Annotated in this window: 14 protein-coding genes; 6 read left to right on the plus strand and 8 right to left on the minus strand. The window is 55.6% G+C overall.

Features of this window, described 5'->3' with window-relative positions:
• The first annotated feature begins 71 nt into the window (after positions 1-71).
• The 5 genes from EKM86_RS01060 (at position 72) to EKM86_RS01080 (ending at position 4971) form a co-directional block, all read left to right on the plus strand.
• Positions 72-1085, plus strand: coding sequence for an aldo/keto reductase (locus EKM86_RS01060; protein ID WP_125754664.1), 1014 nt, complete (start codon positions 72-74; stop codon positions 1083-1085).
• A 1-nt stretch (position 1086) separates the two neighbouring features.
• Positions 1087-1665, plus strand: a complete 579-nt coding sequence (locus tag EKM86_RS01065; RefSeq protein WP_125754665.1) for a histidine phosphatase family protein — start codon at positions 1087-1089, stop codon at positions 1663-1665.
• A gap of 85 nt (positions 1666-1750) precedes the next feature.
• Positions 1751-2500 (plus strand): SGNH/GDSL hydrolase family protein, encoded by a 750-nt coding sequence (locus EKM86_RS01070; RefSeq protein WP_125754666.1) that lies wholly within the window; start codon positions 1751-1753, stop codon positions 2498-2500.
• Positions 2501-2840: 340 nt separating this feature from the next.
• Positions 2841-3665 (plus strand): homoserine O-acetyltransferase/O-succinyltransferase family protein, encoded by an 825-nt coding sequence (locus EKM86_RS01075; RefSeq protein ID WP_164506109.1) that lies wholly within the window; start codon positions 2841-2843, stop codon positions 3663-3665.
• 4 nt (positions 3666-3669) lie between these two features.
• Positions 3670-4971, plus strand: coding sequence for a homoserine dehydrogenase (locus EKM86_RS01080; protein ID WP_164506110.1), 1302 nt, complete (start codon positions 3670-3672; stop codon positions 4969-4971).
• A 305-nt stretch (positions 4972-5276) separates the two neighbouring features.
• On the opposite strand, the gene EKM86_RS01085 is transcribed toward EKM86_RS01080, so the two are convergent.
• The 7 genes from EKM86_RS01085 to EKM86_RS01115 all read right to left on the minus strand — a co-directional run bounded on the left by EKM86_RS01085 (position 5277) and on the right by EKM86_RS01115 (position 13255).
• The gene (locus tag EKM86_RS01085) at positions 5277-6698 is read right to left on the minus strand and encodes an FAD-dependent oxidoreductase (RefSeq protein WP_125754669.1); all 1422 of its coding nucleotides are present in this window, start codon (positions 6696-6698) and stop codon (positions 5277-5279) included.
• Complete coding sequence (locus tag EKM86_RS01090) at positions 6691-7443, minus strand: SDR family NAD(P)-dependent oxidoreductase (protein ID WP_125754670.1); 753 nt, start codon at positions 7441-7443, stop codon at positions 6691-6693. The genes EKM86_RS01085 and EKM86_RS01090 overlap by 8 nt, the downstream gene beginning before the upstream one ends.
• Positions 7443-8933, minus strand: a complete 1491-nt coding sequence (locus EKM86_RS01095) for an FAD-binding protein (protein WP_125754671.1) — start codon at positions 8931-8933, stop codon at positions 7443-7445. The genes EKM86_RS01090 and EKM86_RS01095 overlap by 1 nt, the downstream gene beginning before the upstream one ends.
• Positions 8934-9017: 84 nt before the next feature.
• Complete coding sequence (locus EKM86_RS01100) at positions 9018-9893, minus strand: LysR family transcriptional regulator (protein WP_125754672.1); 876 nt, start codon at positions 9891-9893, stop codon at positions 9018-9020.
• 180 nt (positions 9894-10073) lie between these two features.
• Positions 10074-11624 carry a glutamine-hydrolyzing GMP synthase gene (gene guaA, locus EKM86_RS01105; RefSeq protein WP_125754673.1) on the minus strand — a complete coding sequence of 517 codons (1551 nt, stop codon included), beginning with the start codon at positions 11622-11624 and terminating at the stop codon, positions 10074-10076.
• 84 nt (positions 11625-11708) lie between these two features.
• Complete coding sequence (gene coaA, locus EKM86_RS01110) at positions 11709-12635, minus strand: type I pantothenate kinase (protein ID WP_125754674.1); 927 nt, start codon at positions 12633-12635, stop codon at positions 11709-11711.
• Positions 12636-12712: 77 nt separating this feature from the next.
• Positions 12713-13255 carry an HIT family protein gene (locus EKM86_RS01115; protein WP_125754675.1) on the minus strand — a complete coding sequence of 181 codons (543 nt, stop codon included), beginning with the start codon at positions 13253-13255 and terminating at the stop codon, positions 12713-12715.
• A 191-nt stretch (positions 13256-13446) separates the two neighbouring features.
• Here EKM86_RS01115 and EKM86_RS01120 point away from each other — a divergent pair, with 191 nt between their 5' ends.
• Positions 13447-14463 carry a D-2-hydroxyacid dehydrogenase gene (locus EKM86_RS01120; RefSeq protein WP_125754676.1) on the plus strand — a complete coding sequence of 339 codons (1017 nt, stop codon included), beginning with the start codon at positions 13447-13449 and terminating at the stop codon, positions 14461-14463.
• Positions 14464-14533: 70 nt separating this feature from the next.
• Here the strand turns inward: EKM86_RS01120 and EKM86_RS01125 are convergent, their stop codons facing one another.
• Positions 14534-15562 carry a branched-chain amino acid aminotransferase gene (locus EKM86_RS01125; RefSeq protein ID WP_125754677.1) on the minus strand — a complete coding sequence of 343 codons (1029 nt, stop codon included), beginning with the start codon at positions 15560-15562 and terminating at the stop codon, positions 14534-14536.
• Between the last annotated feature and the right edge of the window lie 59 nt (positions 15563-15621).

The following is a 15621-nucleotide window of genomic DNA, read 5'->3' on the forward strand; positions in this document are numbered from 1 at the left end:
TCTTCTGAAGCATTCCATGCTAAAATTTAACTGACAGCACCAGTTCCGATTTGAAGAAAGAAGGCTTTAGTATGGAACAGGCAAAATTGGGTCACACTGACATCACCGTCTCCCGGCTTTGCGTCGGCGGCATGAGCTTTGGCCAAGCCGGCACCATGCACGCGTGGACACTGGATCAGCCAGCAACCACGAAAATGGTCAAAACGGCGCTTAATCTCGGCCTCAACTTCTTTGACACCGCCAACTCCTACTCAAAAGGCACCGGCGAAGAATATCTGGGCCAGGCGCTGCGGGACAACGGCGTACCCCGCGACCAAGTCGTGCTCGCATCCAAGGTCTATTTCAACCCAGGCCGGCTCAGCAGTGAGGCCATTCACCGCGAAATTGACGGCAGTCTGAAGCGCCTGGGGACCGACTATCTGGACTTATACATCATCCACCGCTTCGACTATGACACCCCGATTGAAGCAACGATGGCCGCCCTCAACGACCTCGTTGTTGCCGGCAAGGTGCGGGCCATCGGTGCCAGTGCCATGTACCCCGAGCAGTTTGACCAGATGCAGCAAATCGCCAAACAGCACGGCTGGGCCACTTTTCAGACGATGGAAAATCACTACAACCTGCTGTACCGAGAGGACGAAAAGGCCTTGATCCCGCTGACCAAAAAGTGGGGCGCCTCACTGATGCCATACAGCCCGCTGGCTGCTGGTCACCTCAGCCATCCCGGTTGGGACACGGACACCCTGCGCAGCCGCACCGACAAGGTGGCCAAGGGCAAGTATGACAACATGGAAGAAAACGACCTGGCGATCATTAAGCAGGTCGAAGTCGTGGCGGCAAAACATCACATCACCATGAGCCAGGTCGCCTTGGCGTGGCTGTGGGCCAAGGGCGTCGCCGCGCCAATCGTTGGTGCCACCAAGGAAAACCACCTGCGCGAGGCGGCAGAAGCTCAGCAAGTTGAGCTCGACGATGCTGACATCAAAGCGCTAGAGGCGCCGTATTCGCCGCACCCCATCGTCGGCGCGTTGGATAAAAACCCGCCAGCCGGCACAATTTTGGTCGACGAAAAGAAGGAAAAGTAAGATGGGGAGGCTGTATCTGGTACGCCACGGCGAAACCCTGTTCAATGTGCAGCACAAAATTCAGGGTTGGTGCGACTCCCCGCTGACGGCCCGCGGCATCGCGCAGGCCAAACGACTGGCCGCTTATTTTGACCCGCTCCCGCTGGATCACGCGTACAGCTCGACTGCCGAGCGGGCCGTGGACACTGCGGAACTGATCATCCATGGCCGGTTGCCAGTCTGTCACCTGAAGGCCCTCAAGGAGATGAATTACGGCGTTTTTGAGGGTGAAAGCCAATCGCTTAATCCGGCGCGGCCCAAAGACTTCGAGACCTTCTTCGTCCGTTACGGCGGCGAGTCCTCGAACACCACCGGTCAGCGTCTGCTCAAGGCTTTGACTGAGATCATGCAGCAGCCGGATCACCAGAACGTGTTAGCCGTGTCCCACAGCGCCGCGTGCTTTAATTTTCTGCGGCAGCTTCAAGACCCAACCGAAGTTTTGGCTGGTGGTTTTCCAAATGGCGCCGTGCTGGTCTTTGACTACGACATAACTGGCTTTCACCTGCTCCGCGTTGATCGGCAGACTGCCCAAAACCTGTGAGTCTGTTTAACTGCGCCGCTACCGGCCACTGATGGCTTGAAAGCGGCAAGGGTTCGCCATATCCTTGGTTCGGGAGGTCTTCATCATGAAAAAAGCTGTTTTGATCACACCTGCAGTCGGGGCGGCCGCTGTGTTTCTGGCGACCAAGCACAAGTTTATAAGTCGTGTAGTGCTTGGCAATCTGCCCCAGTATTCACCGGCCGCACTCACCCTGAATCCAGCATCGTCTTTGTACGGCAAATACATCGTCTTTTTAGGCTCGTCGATCACATACGGCGCCGGCGCTTTTGGCAAATCGTTCGTTGATGATCTCGAGGCCAGCGACGGGCTGATTGCGGACAAGCTTGCCATTACTGGCACCACGCTCGCCGGCCCAGAGCCAAGCAGCTACGTTTCACGGCTGCAAAATTTTCACCCCAAGGCGGCGGCAGATGCGTTTGTTTGCCAACTGTCCACCAATGACGGACGCGCCGGCAAGCCAGTGGGCACGATTACCGAAGCCGGTGCGACCGAGTTTGACACGACCACGACCATTGGCGCGATCGAAGCCATCATCGCGCGGGTCAAGCAAGACTGGGACTGCCCCATTTTGTTTTACACCTGTGTGCGCAAGCCAGAAGCAGACTACGAGAACCTCATTGCTGCCCTTTATCAGCTGCAGGCGAAATACGGCTTTGCCATTCTCGATTTGAAGCACGATCAAGCTTTGGCCAGCGCGACCAGCCAGCTGCCCTTCGCCATGCTCGATGATGCCCACCCAACCCAGCAAGGCTATCTCAAACTTTGGACGCCAATTTTTCGGGCGCAGCTTTCTGAACTACTCATGAGAAAATAGCTTGACCTTGATGAGGAAATGCCATAGTATGACGTTAACTAAAAACACGTTGACGAGATAAGTAAACGACGCGGCGTCTGCAGAGAGCTGGCAAGTGGTGAAAGTCAGTGGCGCTGGCCCGTTGAACATGGTCTCCGAGTATTGCCGCTGTGAGCTTTGTCGTGAGCAGTCGCCGGGTCCGCCCGTTATCGCGTGACCGTATCGCGCAGCTGCGCCGTACGGCTTGAGTGGCAGTTGATAACAATTGTCAGAACACGGGTGGTACCACGCATTGGCGTCCCGCGGGTCTTCATTTGATTGAAGACTCGCGGGATTTTTGTTTGTTCTGGAGGTGATGAAAATGGCACAAGTGACAATTTTACGCGGATTGACCCGCACGGCCGAGGCCACAGCCCCGAGTGCGCTGCAATTGTTGGTCTTGAACCTCATGCCGAACCGGGCGCAGACGGAGCAGCAACTCGCGCAAGTGCTGGCCGCGGGCAAGCGGCCGGTCGCATTAACTTTCTGTGTGCCGGACACCCACCATCTTCGCCACAACGCGGCGGCCGTTCGCCGCGCCTACGCCGGCTTTCACGATATCGAGGACCAGCATTTTGACGGCCTGATCATTACTGGCGCCCCACTGGATCGCCTTGCGTTTCAACAAGTGGATTTTTGGCCGGAGCTGCACCGCATTCTGGCATGGCGCAAAACGCATGTCACCGGTTCCCTGTTTATCTGCTGGGGCGCGTATGCGGCAGGCACAATCGATGGCCTTTTTACCGGCCAGCCGCTGACGGATAAAATCTCAGGCGTTTACACGACCGGCGGCTTGACGATGCCACAGTCCCGCTTTTTCAAGATTCCATTGACCAGCGTCCGTCGCGGGCAGATCATCACCGGCTCTTCGGCCCTTGGCGCCACTTTTATCAAAGACTTGGCCACCAACAGCTGGTATCTGGCCGGCCACTTGGAGTACCAAACCGACACGCTGCTGGCTGAATATCAGCGCGACTGCCGCAAGGATCCGACCACGCCGAAACCCGCGCATTATTTTGATCAAAATCGGCAGCCGCAAAACACATGGCGACGCGACGCTGCCCGCGTCTATGCAGGCTGGCTTCAGACGCTCGTGCCGCGGCGGGTCAAGGCGCTTAGCTCAGGCTTAACCTATGGAAAGGAGTGATCTAATGACCAAAATCAATGTCGGATTGCTAGGCCTTGGGACCGTTGGGAAAGGCGTTGCCACCATCGTTGCGCGCCAGTCGCCTCAGCTGGCGTCCGCCGGGCTTAAAATCACGCGGGCAGCGGTGCGGACTATCACACCAGAGCGTCAGGCACATTTTCCGGACATCAAGCTGACAACCGACGCGTTTCAAATCGTCAATGACCCTGAGATTCAAATTATCGTGGAGGCGATTGGCGGCATTGACCTGCCGTATGCGCTGATCCAGCAGGCACTGAGAAACGGCAAGCACGTCATCACTGCCAACAAAGACTTGATCGCCACGCATGGTCAAGCACTGACCGCACTTGCCGCCAGCCAGCACGTGGCCCTGAATTACGAGGCCGCCGTCATGGGCAGCATTCCCATTTTGCGCACCTTGAACACCAGCTTTGCTGGCGATACCATCACGTCACTCGCCGGCATCGCCAATGGCACCTCTAACTTCATTTTGTCGCAGATGGCACGCGGCCGCAGTTACCAAGGCGCCCTTGCCGACGCGCAGCAAAAAGGCTTTGCCGAAGCTGATCCGACCAACGACGTCGAAGGCCTCGACGCCAGCTACAAGCTGCTGATCCTGTGTCGGTTGGCGTTTGGCCTCGACGCCACGCTGGCCAGCATCCATCGCCAGGGCATCACGACCCTCACCGCCGCTGATTTTGCCGCGGCCAAACACTTCGGCTGCACCATCAAGCCGCTGATCCGGGCTATTCGCCGCGGCAATCAGCTCAGCCTAACTGTCGCGCCAGCCCTGGTGCCGAATACCAATCCGCTAAGTCACGTTGACGACGAGTTCAATGCCATTGAGCTGACCTCAACCAATACCAAGTCGCTGGTGCTCATCGGCCCTGGCGCCGGCAGCCTGCCGACGGCGAACGCGGTCGTCGCGGACCTGCAGGCCGTCGCGCACGATATTCGCGGCCATCAAACGCCGACCATCGCGGCTCAGGTTCTGCTAACGGCCGAAGCATTAGAACTAAAAACGCCCCAACTTGTTGTGTTGGACACTGATCTGTCAATTACTGGCGCTGCCATCGCCGACCACCTCGGCCTGTCATGCGTCACCTATCAACACAACAATGAGCTTACTCTCCTATCCCCCGCGGTCACTGATGAGACCATCGACACGTGGCGCGCCACCTTGAATAGGCTCAAGCACGTGAAAGTGCAACACGTTCTGCCCGTGTTTAACCCCGATGGCCGCGCTCACCAAACTCAACTACAAAATCTGACGACGACGTCAGAGACCGAGAGCCAATCATTTTGATTAAATCAGAGCATGAAGAACATCGATACCAAGCAAAGACGGATCAATCAAAATGAACTGACCATAATTAGGCGAAACCAAAATCGGTGCCCGAAACAGTACTCACAATATCGTTCATTAAGAAAAATGGCGATGAAGGCCATACCCTTTGAAGGGAGCACAACACGCACTTCAAAAGCCTACCCAGCAAGATAACCTCTTCACCTTTCATAAAGCAAACAAATGCCCCTGCGCCGCGATTCTATTCCGGAATCGTGGCCCAGAGGCACTCGTACTTGGTGATGAAAGTGGTTAACGTCTCAAGATTATTTGTGTTGAACAATCGCCGCGACCGCGTTGCGCCCTGAAAAGGCCGCAAATCCCGCGGTACTTCCTGGCAAGGTCACCGCATAAGTATCGCCGACCAGCATCCCTGCCGCATCGTTGCCAATCGCATAAAGTCCAGGAAGCGGATACCCTTGGGCATTCAGCACCGCATTATGCGTATCGATGCGCAAACCACCAATCGCACACGCCATCCCCACGCCTAAGGTCACCGCATAAAATGGGCCATCCTTAACCGGCGTGAGATAAGCTGAAGCTTTGCCAAAATCAGCATCAACGCCCGCCGCAACTTGCTGATTATAACGGGCAACGGAATCAACCAGGTTTGGCAAATGCAGCTGGTCTGCCAAGGCCTCCAAGGTATCAGCTTTCGCCAAATACTTGCGATGCGCTGCTAGGTCCGAGGCTAATTCATCAGGCAGCTTGCTTAAGGTATCCGGCGAAAATGGCGAATTGCCCACGGCCTTATACAACCCGACCGTGCTCAAATGTTTGACGGCTTCCCCGTCAAAAATCGCAAATGTCCGCGCTTGGCCAAGCAGCGCATTCCCTGCGTGACACATGTTGTCGTTCACATCTTCGTTCACGAAACGGTCACCGACCTGGTTGACCCACAAGATTGCTTCTTGAGTTGCGGCCACGGCAATTTCAGAGCTCATATGCATGAACGGCGGCAGCATCGGGTCATAAATGGCCCCACCACCAAACTGGAGAGCCCCCATGCTGTCATGCATCGCCCCGGCCGCCCAGGCCAACTGCATGCCATCGCCAGTGGATTTGCCATCACTGACACTCATCAACCGGTTTGATAATGGCGTTTGCTTTTTGATCAATTCAGGATTGTCCACGTAGCCGCCGGTGGCTAAGATCACGTTGTCAGCGGCAATTTCTGTCGTTTGCCCGGTGACCTCGTTCATGACCTCAACGCCTGACAGATGCCCGGCAGTCTGCAATAATTTTTGGGCACTGGTACTCGTGCAGAATTCGACGCCGAGTTGCCGCGCTTTGGCCACCAACGTTGCCACCGCCGCGTGGCCGCCGGCAAAGGCATGAATGGTGGGCCAGCTTTTCCCTTGCGGGCCGACGCTGGCAAACTTCACCCCTTGGTCTGCTAACCAGTCGATGGTCTCGCCAGAATGGTCGATCAACTGTTTGAGATGCGGCGCGCTGGCTTCGAAATGGGAATAATTCAGCTCATCTTGCAACAACTGTGTGCGGTCGATGGTGATGCCGGCTTGTTGTTGAAGCTTTGAATCCACGCCCATCGCACCTTCCACATAGTTGCCGTCGCCGCCGAGACTGCGCCCTTTTTCAATCACCACACAGGACAGTCCAGCCTGCCGCGCAGTAATTGCGGCGACCAGTCCTGATAGGCCGCCGCCAATGATGACAACTTCAGGCATGTGGCGCCTCCTGTTTCAATCCAGCACTGACCCCGCCATCGACCACGACAGTTTGCCCGGTCATGAAGGTCGCTTCTGTCGCAACGAAGACGAACACTTTGGCCAGCTCTTCAACCGTTTCATAACGCTTCATTGGGACCGTTGGCGTCATGGTATCAATGAACGCCCCATCGTTCAGCGGCGTTTTAGTCAGTCCTGGGGCCACACAGTTGACACGAATATTATGATCCGCATAGTCGACCGCGGCGGCTTGCGTCATACCCATGATGCCATTTTTGGCCGCATTATAAGCGCCAAAACCACCTGGTGCGTAGAAGCTACCCAGCGCGCCGGTATTGACGATCGACCCAAAGCCTTGTTTCAGGAATAAGTTAATTTCCGCGCGCATGCACTTGAACGTGCCGACCAGATCCAGGCCAACAGTCTTGTCAAAATCCTCATTCGTGAGCTCAGCAAACGGCTTCAGCACACCGCCACCAGCGTTATTAATGACATAATCCAAGCGGCCGAACTGCGTCATCACCTGAGCCAGCGCCGCATCGATCGAGTCGTCTTTAGTCACATCCATGACCAAACCGATCACTGTCCCTGAGGCTTGCCCATTCAGGGATTGCGCCACTTCCACCACGCTGGGTTGATAATCGGTCAACACGACGTTTGCCCCAGCATTAGCGAAGGCGACACTCACCCCGTAACCGATCCCTTGCGCCGCACCGGTGATCAATGCCACTTTATTTTCTAACATTATTCTGCCTCCTGAACAGCCTTACCCGCCTCGGTCGCAGCGATCCAGCCCGAGACAAACGCAAACCCGTTGGCGATTCCTTCATAACTCGGATAACCATCTGAATACAAGCCGTTGACATTGTTGCCGACGATGTACAGATCCTTTAACGGTTGCCCGGCTTTGGTCACCGGCTGGCAATTGCGATCGACAGCGACCCCGTCGAGCGTGCCCAAAATCGCGCAGTGCTCTTTGATCGCGTAAAACGGGCCTTGATGAACCCCAAACTTCAGCTCCGCCGCCGGCTTTAAGAAAGTATCATCTTGCCCATCGGCAACGGCCTGATTATAAACTTTGAGGGTGCGTTCAAAGGCCGCGATCGGCAGGCCCAACTTGTCCGCAAGTCCTTCGACGGTATCGGCTTTGACGACTTCACCATGTGCGATGGCATCCTCAAAGTCTGCTTGAATCGCGGGGATCGGCCCGACTGTACCAGTTGGCGTTTGGCCGGGTTCGAGAAATTGCCGTTCAAAAGTATCTTCCATTGGCACGAGGTGATCACGAAAATGGTCCAGCGTGGCTTGATCGAGGATCACACTATATTGGCCTTGAACGTTGTGCGCAGCATTGGCCCACATCGCAAAGTCATAGACAATGTCTTCGTTAACAAACCGATTCCCGGTTTGATCGACCCAAAGCAGCGGCAAGTTGGTCAAAGTTTCCACACTGCTTTGCCGCCGCATCGGGTTGATCCGCAGGCTTGGCGCACACCCATGGGCGAATAAGACCGGATTGTGAGCCACGTTGGCCCCGTACTTCGCGCAGAGCTTGATTCCAGTACCGTCAGCCTTGCGCTCACCCAAATTCAGCAACGCGTCATTATCAGCGTATTTAGCCGCCATCATTTCCGGACTGCCGCAATACCCGCCGTCGGCAAAAATCACTTTCTTGGCTTCAATGCGCAGCTCTTCGCCGCTAGCTTGTTTGGCGAGCACGGCTTTAAGGCCTGCTTGTGGATCATAGTCCAATCCGACCGCCCAGGTTTCAGTCAAAACAGGGTTCCCGGAGTCCCCAAATTTCTGTGGCCAAGCATCCCAAGTGGCCATCTTTGATTTGAAGTTATTGAACTTGTGATAAACCAGTGGGTCATTGAGGTGCGCTTTCTGTTCACTTTGCTCAACCGTAGTGGCTAATCCCATTGCGGCCATCCGGTCAATATTCTCACCGGAATCTTTGAGAAAGCGCGCCAGCAGTTCGCCGTTGACAAAATAGTGATTATAGCTGGTTAACCCCTTGAACGCATCCGCATAGTCGTAGGTCACACCCTTTTCAAGTTGCTGCTTAGAGTGGACCGCAAACACACCATGGGCCCCAAACTTCCCGGCACCGCCGACTTTATCCCCACGCTCCAACATGATGAACGGGATTTTCTTCTGATACAAATCAAACCCCGCCGACAAACCTGCGGAACCACTGCCAACAATCACGACTTGAGTCTTTAACGTCTTCATGGTGGTGCATCCTTTCTTATTGTGAAGTATCCAACAAGTAAAGGATAAAGCGTTTTCACGAAGCTTGCCAACATCGAATAGTTGTCAGCGATAACTTGAACTTATCGCTTTAAGAATCATCCCTTCAAATAGTTCCTGCCGATCGCGACTAATTGCCGCGACCACGTTGAAGGCTTGTTCCAAATGCTTCGGTGATAGCCGTGTGAGGTTGTTACAGTGTTCAGGCAATCTGAAGTCATCCGGCACCAGCGCCACGCCTCCTTTAAAATTCACTGCTAAAGCGGCGGCTTGAAAACTATTCACCTGCGCGATGGAGGCATAGCCCCAGCCTTTCTGCGCATATTTTTCGACCATGGCTGATTGAATATCAGCAATGCCGGTGGACTTCCAGTGCTGTAAATACAGCTTGCCGGCATGACTGAGCGTTGGCGCATCAGGCTGTGTCGCCAGCGCCTGAGTGTTGCAGAGCACATCAAAACCGACTTTGCGCAGCGGAAAGGTCTGGAGCTTCGTGTTGCCACTAAACGCCAGCTCAAATCCGATCAAAATATCATAATCATGCGCCAGCAGCCGAGTGAAAGCGTCAGTAAAGGGTTCTTCATCAAAACTCAATTGCCTAGTTGCCCCGAGATGTTGCGCAAAGGCGGCTGCGTCAGCTTCCAAGCCTTGAAGAAAGTGAATCCTGAGCAGACCTGCTGGTTGTTGTTCCGGATGACGCCAAATTTCACCATAGGCATCCAATACTTGAATCGCCCGCAGATAAAAGAATCGGCCGGCGGCGGTCAGTGACAGTGAAGTTGGGGTGCGGTTGATGAGCTGGACCCCCAAATCATCCTCCAAATGCTTGATTGCAGTGGAGACAGCAGTCTCTGAGACATAGTTGCGTTTGGCTGCCGAGCTGAAACCGTGGGTCTGCACCACGTCCACAAAATATTTCATGGGCTTTAAGTTGTAATTCATTTGGGCGCCTCCAAAGTTGTGACAATGCTAACTTAATTATACGACTTGTTAGATGACTGACCTTAACAGCCGCAATCCCATCGTTGTCATCTCAACCACCGCTTCTGACCCCACACTTTTCAGATTTCACACAAAAAACGTCCAAACGCTGATTGACCAGCGTTTGGACGTGCAATAAGCTTATTCCCACTCGACAGTTGCCGGCGGCTTCGAGGTGATGTCGTAGACAACGCGGTTGACGTGCGCGACTTCGTTGACGATGCGAGCTGAGATCTTCTGCAGCACATCCCAGTCGATGCGGGCAAAATCAGCGGTCATGCCATCAATCGAAGTAATGGCGCGAATGGCGATGGTGTAATCGTACGTGCGGCCATCCCCCATCACACCAACCGAACGGAAGCCCGGCAGAACGGTGAAGTACTGCCAGATTTTTTCCTGTAAGCCGGCCTTGGCGATTTCATCCCGCAGGACCCAGTCGGACTCGCGGACGATTTCCAGCTTATCATTGGTGACTTCGCCAAGCACGCGAATACCCAGGCCCGGACCCGGGAACGGCTGGCGCCATACCAGGTCATGAGGCAGGCCAAGACGTTCGCCGAGCTCGCGGGCTTCGTCCTTGAACAGCTTGTTCAGCGGTTCAATCAGTTTGAACTTCAAGTCCTTAGGCAGGCCGCCAACATTATGGTGCGACTTGATCGTCTGCGCCGTGTCAGTGCCAGACTCGACCACGTCAGTGTACAGCGTGCCCTGGGCCAAGTACTCGATGCCGTGCAACTTGCGAGCTTCGTCGTTGAAGACTTCGATGAAGTCGCGGCCGATGATTTTGCGTTTTTGCTCTGGATCAGTAACACCTTTCAAGTCGCCCAAGAAGCGGTCTGCGGCGTTGACCTTGATGATTTTCACGCCGAGGCGACCGTTGAGACTTTCCATGACCTGGTCGGCCTCGTTCTTGCGCAGCAGGCCGTGATCCACAAAGATGCAGGTCAGCTGCTCGCCGATGGCTTTGTGCAGCAAGGCGGCCACCACTGAGCTGTCCACCCCACCGGAAAGGCCGAGCAGGACTTGCTTGTCGCCAACTTCGGCGTGAATCGCGTCAATCTGGTCGTCAATGAAGTCGCCCATGTTCCAATTGGCCTGGGCACCGCAAACGTCGAAGGCAAAATGATGCAGGATCTCATGCCCGTACTTGGTATTCTGAACTTCGGCGTGGAACTGGATGCCGTAGAACTTACGCGCATCGTCGTCCATCGCGGAAATCGGGCAGTTATGCGAGGTCGCGGTTACGCGGAAGCCGGCTGGCGCCTTTTGCACGAGGTCGCCATGGCTCATCCACACAGTCTGCGTTTCCGGAAGATCTTGGAATAGCTTGGCGGTTTTATCCGTCACCGTGATATCGACCTTGCCGTACTCGCGGTTGTCGGCTGGCTCCACGTCGCCGCCGAGGCGCTGGGCCATCAGCTGCATGCCGTAGCAAACGCCGAGAATCGGAATGCCGAGCTCAAAAATCTCGTTATCCACGCCAAGCGCGGCTTCGTCGTACACCGAATTCGGACCGCCGGAGAAAATAATGCCTTTTGGCGCAATCTTGCGGACTTCCGCCGCAGTGATGGTATGCGGTTTGAGTTCAGAATAGACGCCAAATTCGCGGATACGCCGCGTGATCAGCTGATTGTACTGACTCCCATAATCGAGGACGATGATCTTGTCGTAGTCCTGGCTCTGGTTTGCCAAGTGTGCCCACACTCCCTTGTTTTGAATTGTTACCACTATACGGAAAATTTTGGCGCCGGTCAATTTTCGATGAGAAAAGCCTCATTAGTTAAACTTGCGCAGTGCGACCTCATCGATCAAATGATTGGCAGTTTTATGCAAAATGACATCCGCGCGGTTCTTAGTCGGCAGGATGTACTCGTTAAGGTTCTTGAGGTTGACGTCGCGCCAGACTTCCTTGGCCATCTTGAACGCATCGTCCCGGTTGCCGATCGCATACTGGTAGTAATAGTTGGTCGGATCGGTGAACGCGGTGTCCAGCAGCATACCGAACCGTTCCAGGTACCACTGCTCGATGTTATTGGGGTCGGCATCGACGTAAATGGAAAAGTCGAAGTAGTCGCTGATGTAAATCGGCTGCTGGCTCGGCAGCTGCAGCACGTTGATGCCTTCGACAATCAGAATGTCCGGATGGTCGATGACCTCCTGCTCGCCGGGTACGATGTCGTAGATTTGGTGACTGTACTTCGGCGCTCGCACGACCCCGGTATTGTTTTTGACATTGTTGAGAAAATGAATCAGCAGGTTCATGTCGTAGCTTTCCGGGAACCCCTTGCGCGCCAAAATACCGCGTTTTTCCAGCTCGGCGTTCGAGTACAAAAAACCGTCGGTGGTGATCATCTGGATCCGACGGTCGGGATATGCCCGCGACAGCAACAGCTGAAGCAAGCGGGCCGTCGTGCTTTTGCCCACCGCCACTGAACCGCAGATGCCGATGATGAACGGATGGCTGTGGTAAGGCAGGCTCAAAAACTGGGCCAGCGTGCGCTCGTCGTCTTGGTAATCCTTGTAGCGGATGTGGATCAGGTGACGCAAAGGCGAGTAAATCGTCTTCACATCGTCCATGCTGATGACATCGTTCAGCGAGCGCAGCTGCGTCAGCTCATCATCGGTGACCGAGGCAAAATTATGCGCGTGAAAGTTCGCCCATTCCGTGCGGCTGAACTTGTAGTAATTCATTTCTGATTCCATAACGACTCCTTGATGCTGATTTACTCTCTAGTTTAGCGCTTTCGCCCCCGCTTGTGGGCCAACCTGGGTAAAAAGCCTCAGTCTGTCGCCTGCGGCCTGGTATGACCGGCGCGGGCGTGATTGTTCAGGGTGAGGTCGTGCACTGCGCGTAGTTCGCCAGCACGCTTGAGCAGCACAGCATCCAGCGCCTGATTCAAGGTGGTCTTCAGGCGTGCTAGCCGCACCGGGTCGGCCGCCACGTCATCGCCGTACATCGTCTCCAGCGGCGTCCACCACACCGGACCAGCTTTCGCCGTGTCCCCGGCATGCCGTGGGAATAGATGCCAGTGAACATGTGCATCCCCATTGCCCAGCAGCTCGATGTTCATCTTGTCGGCATGAAACGCCTGGCCGCATGCCTCGGCCACTAGACTCATTTCCTCGAGAAATGCGATCTTGGTCTGCGGCGCCAGCTGGTGAAGCTCGGTGACATGCTGCTTGCCCAAGAACAAGGTGTAGCCTTCAAAGTACTGACTATCGGCCAAAACCACGTAGCCGGTTGCCAGTTCGCGAACGAAATAGGGATTTTCATGTTGCTTGATGGCGGCGATTCGTTGACAGATCAGGCATTCTTTCGGCATAGACTGCCTCCTTAGGCGTGACCAGAGTTTTATCTAATGTACCCCTTTCTCTGGGGTATGCCAATTATCAACGGGCCGCCTGCGCCTAAACTTCAAAGAATTGTCTAAAGCCAAGTGTTGCCGCTTTCATTTTTTGGCCAGACCCTGCTAAACTGAGGTTTCTATCCCAACCCGGAAGGAAGTTTTTCCTTATGAAGATTACCGTTTTCGGGGTGCGGCCAGATGAGCGCCAGCACCTCGAACGATGGGCGCAGCAGCGCGGCGATGAATTGGTGCAAACCACTGCGCTGCTGACGCCTGACTCGGTGGCAAAAGCGGCAGGCAGCACGGGCATCAGCTGTTTTCAAACGGTCCCGTACGAAGCCGGCGTATTTAAAGCCATGCGCAAACTGGGTATCAAGGCCTTGGCACTGCGCAACACCGGCACCGATAATGTCGACTTTGACGCCGCCCAGCATTACGGGATCCGTATCACCAATGTCCCGGCTTATTCACCGAATGCCATTGCCGAATTTGCGCTGGCCGATATGCTGTACCTACTGCGGCAAACCGGTCTGGTGCAGCGCGACCTGCAGCAGGACCACTACCGGCAGGCCACGACGCACATCGGCCGCGAACTGCGCTGCTCGACCGTAGGCGTGATCGGGACCGGGCGCATCGGGCGAAGCTTGATTTCCAGCCTCAACGGCATTGGCGCCAAGGTGTTGGCTTATGATCCACACCCGCAAGCCGATTGTCAGCTGCACTTTGAGTCAGTGACCCTGCAGACCCTGCTGCGGCAAAGCGACATTGTCACGCTCCACATTCCTGGCACGCCGTCAAATACGCATCTGATCGACCAAGCGGCGATTGCCGAGATGAAGCCCGGCGCTCTGCTGATCAACACCGGTCGGCCAAACTTAGTTGATACAACGGCGGTGATCGCCGCGCTGCGATCTGGTCAGCTAGGCGGCGTGGGCATCGACACCTTCGAACACGAAACCGAAGACCTGCTGGCGCTGGCCGAAGCCGGCCAGTTTGTCGACCCGCAGTGGCAGAGCCTGCTGGCCATGCCCAACGTCATTTTATCCCCGCACATCGCCTATTACACTGAAACGGCGGTGCGCAACATGTGTGAAACGGCGATGCAGGCGCTTCACGACCTGGCCGAGCGGCAAGCCAGCGACTGCGAGGTCTTCCCCGACCAGCGGCTGCGCCAGGCCCAGTAACGAAAAAAGGCGCACACCTTCTCGCAGCCTTTGTGCTTGCGAGCGGATGTGCGTCTTTTTGATGGGCAAGTCAATCCAACGGCACCGGCACGGTCCAGCCCGCTGGAGCTTCGACATCGCCAAACTGGATGCCGGTCAGCTCGTTGTAAAGTTTTTGGGTCATTGGCCCGATGCCGCCGTCGCCGAACTGATGCACCTCACCGTTGTAGGTGATGCTGGCGATTGGGGTAATCACCGCCGCCGTCCCACATGCCCCGGCCTCGCCAAACTGAGCCAAACTGTCGATGGGAATGCGAGTCTCCTCGGCGTCCAGGCCAAACCGGTCGCGAGCCAGCGCGAGCAGCGACCGCCGCGTGATGCTTGGCAAAATCGAAGGCGACTTGGGTGTCAGGAACCGCTGTTCATCCTTGGTGATGCCAAAGAAGTTGGCGCTGCCGACCTCTTCAATGTAGCGGTGCTGAATCGGGTCAAGGTAAATCGCATCCCCGAAGCCGTGCTCGTGGGCGTACTTACCGGCCTGCAAACTAGCGGCGTAGTTGCCGCCAACCTTGCTTTGGCCCGTGCCGTAATGGGCGGCACGGTCGGCGTGATCCGCGACCATGAACTTGGTCGGCACCATGCCGCCTTTGTAATACGCCCCCACTGGCATGGCAAAAATCGTGAACAGGTACTCCTTGGCCGGCGCCACCCCGATGTTTGGCCCGACGCCAAGCAACAGCGGCCGCAGATACAGCGTTGCCCCAGTGCCATATGGCGGAACGTAATCGGCATTGGCCGAAACGACCCGCATGGCCGCGTCCAGAAACTGCGCGGCCGAAAGGGGCGGCATCAGGAGCTTTTCTGCAGAGTCGTGGAGCCGTTTGGCGTTCAAATCCGGCCGGAAAAGCTGAATGGTACCATTTTTCGTCCGGTACGCCTTCATCCCTTCAAACGCCGACTGACCATAGTGCAGCGCCGGGCTGCCGACATTCAGCGTCAGCTCATTACCCTGAACTAAACCGCCCTGGTCCCAAGCCCCATTGCGGTAATGGGCCTCATAACGATACGGCAACTCCATGTAATTAAAGCCCAGCGCGTTCCAGTCAATGTTGACAGTCACCTTGGCACCCTCCATTCAAATTGACTTACATCGTCCCTATGCATGGTAAGCGATAAACC

The organism is Lacticaseibacillus hegangensis (assembly GCF_003946465.1).
In the GTDB taxonomy this organism is placed as follows: domain Bacteria; phylum Bacillota; class Bacilli; order Lactobacillales; family Lactobacillaceae; genus Lacticaseibacillus; species Lacticaseibacillus hegangensis.

What these genes read in the sequence shown, in the direction of transcription:
- EKM86_RS01120 (WP_125754676.1), top strand. Translation starts at nt 13,447, where the DNA reads ATGAAGATTACCGTTTTCGGGGTGCGGCCAGATGAGCGCCAGCACCTC.
- EKM86_RS01080 (WP_164506110.1), top strand. Translation starts at nt 3,670, where the DNA reads ATGACCAAAATCAATGTCGGATTGCTAGGCCTTGGGACCGTTGGGAAA.
- coaA (WP_125754674.1), bottom strand. Translation starts at nt 12,635, where the DNA reads ATGGAATCAGAAATGAATTACTACAAGTTCAGCCGCACGGAATGGGCG.
- EKM86_RS01075 (WP_164506109.1), top strand. Translation starts at nt 2,841, where the DNA reads ATGGCACAAGTGACAATTTTACGCGGATTGACCCGCACGGCCGAGGCC.
- EKM86_RS01060 (WP_125754664.1), top strand. Translation starts at nt 72, where the DNA reads ATGGAACAGGCAAAATTGGGTCACACTGACATCACCGTCTCCCGGCTT.
- EKM86_RS01115 (WP_125754675.1), bottom strand. Translation starts at nt 13,255, where the DNA reads ATGCCGAAAGAATGCCTGATCTGTCAACGAATCGCCGCCATCAAGCAA.
- EKM86_RS01100 (WP_125754672.1), bottom strand. Translation starts at nt 9,893, where the DNA reads ATGAATTACAACTTAAAGCCCATGAAATATTTTGTGGACGTGGTGCAG.
- EKM86_RS01090 (WP_125754670.1), bottom strand. Translation starts at nt 7,443, where the DNA reads ATGTTAGAAAATAAAGTGGCATTGATCACCGGTGCGGCGCAAGGGATC.
- EKM86_RS01070 (WP_125754666.1), top strand. Translation starts at nt 1,751, where the DNA reads ATGAAAAAAGCTGTTTTGATCACACCTGCAGTCGGGGCGGCCGCTGTG.
- EKM86_RS01065 (WP_125754665.1), top strand. Translation starts at nt 1,087, where the DNA reads ATGGGGAGGCTGTATCTGGTACGCCACGGCGAAACCCTGTTCAATGTG.
- EKM86_RS01095 (WP_125754671.1), bottom strand. Translation starts at nt 8,933, where the DNA reads ATGAAGACGTTAAAGACTCAAGTCGTGATTGTTGGCAGTGGTTCCGCA.
- EKM86_RS01085 (WP_125754669.1), bottom strand. Translation starts at nt 6,698, where the DNA reads ATGCCTGAAGTTGTCATCATTGGCGGCGGCCTATCAGGACTGGTCGCC.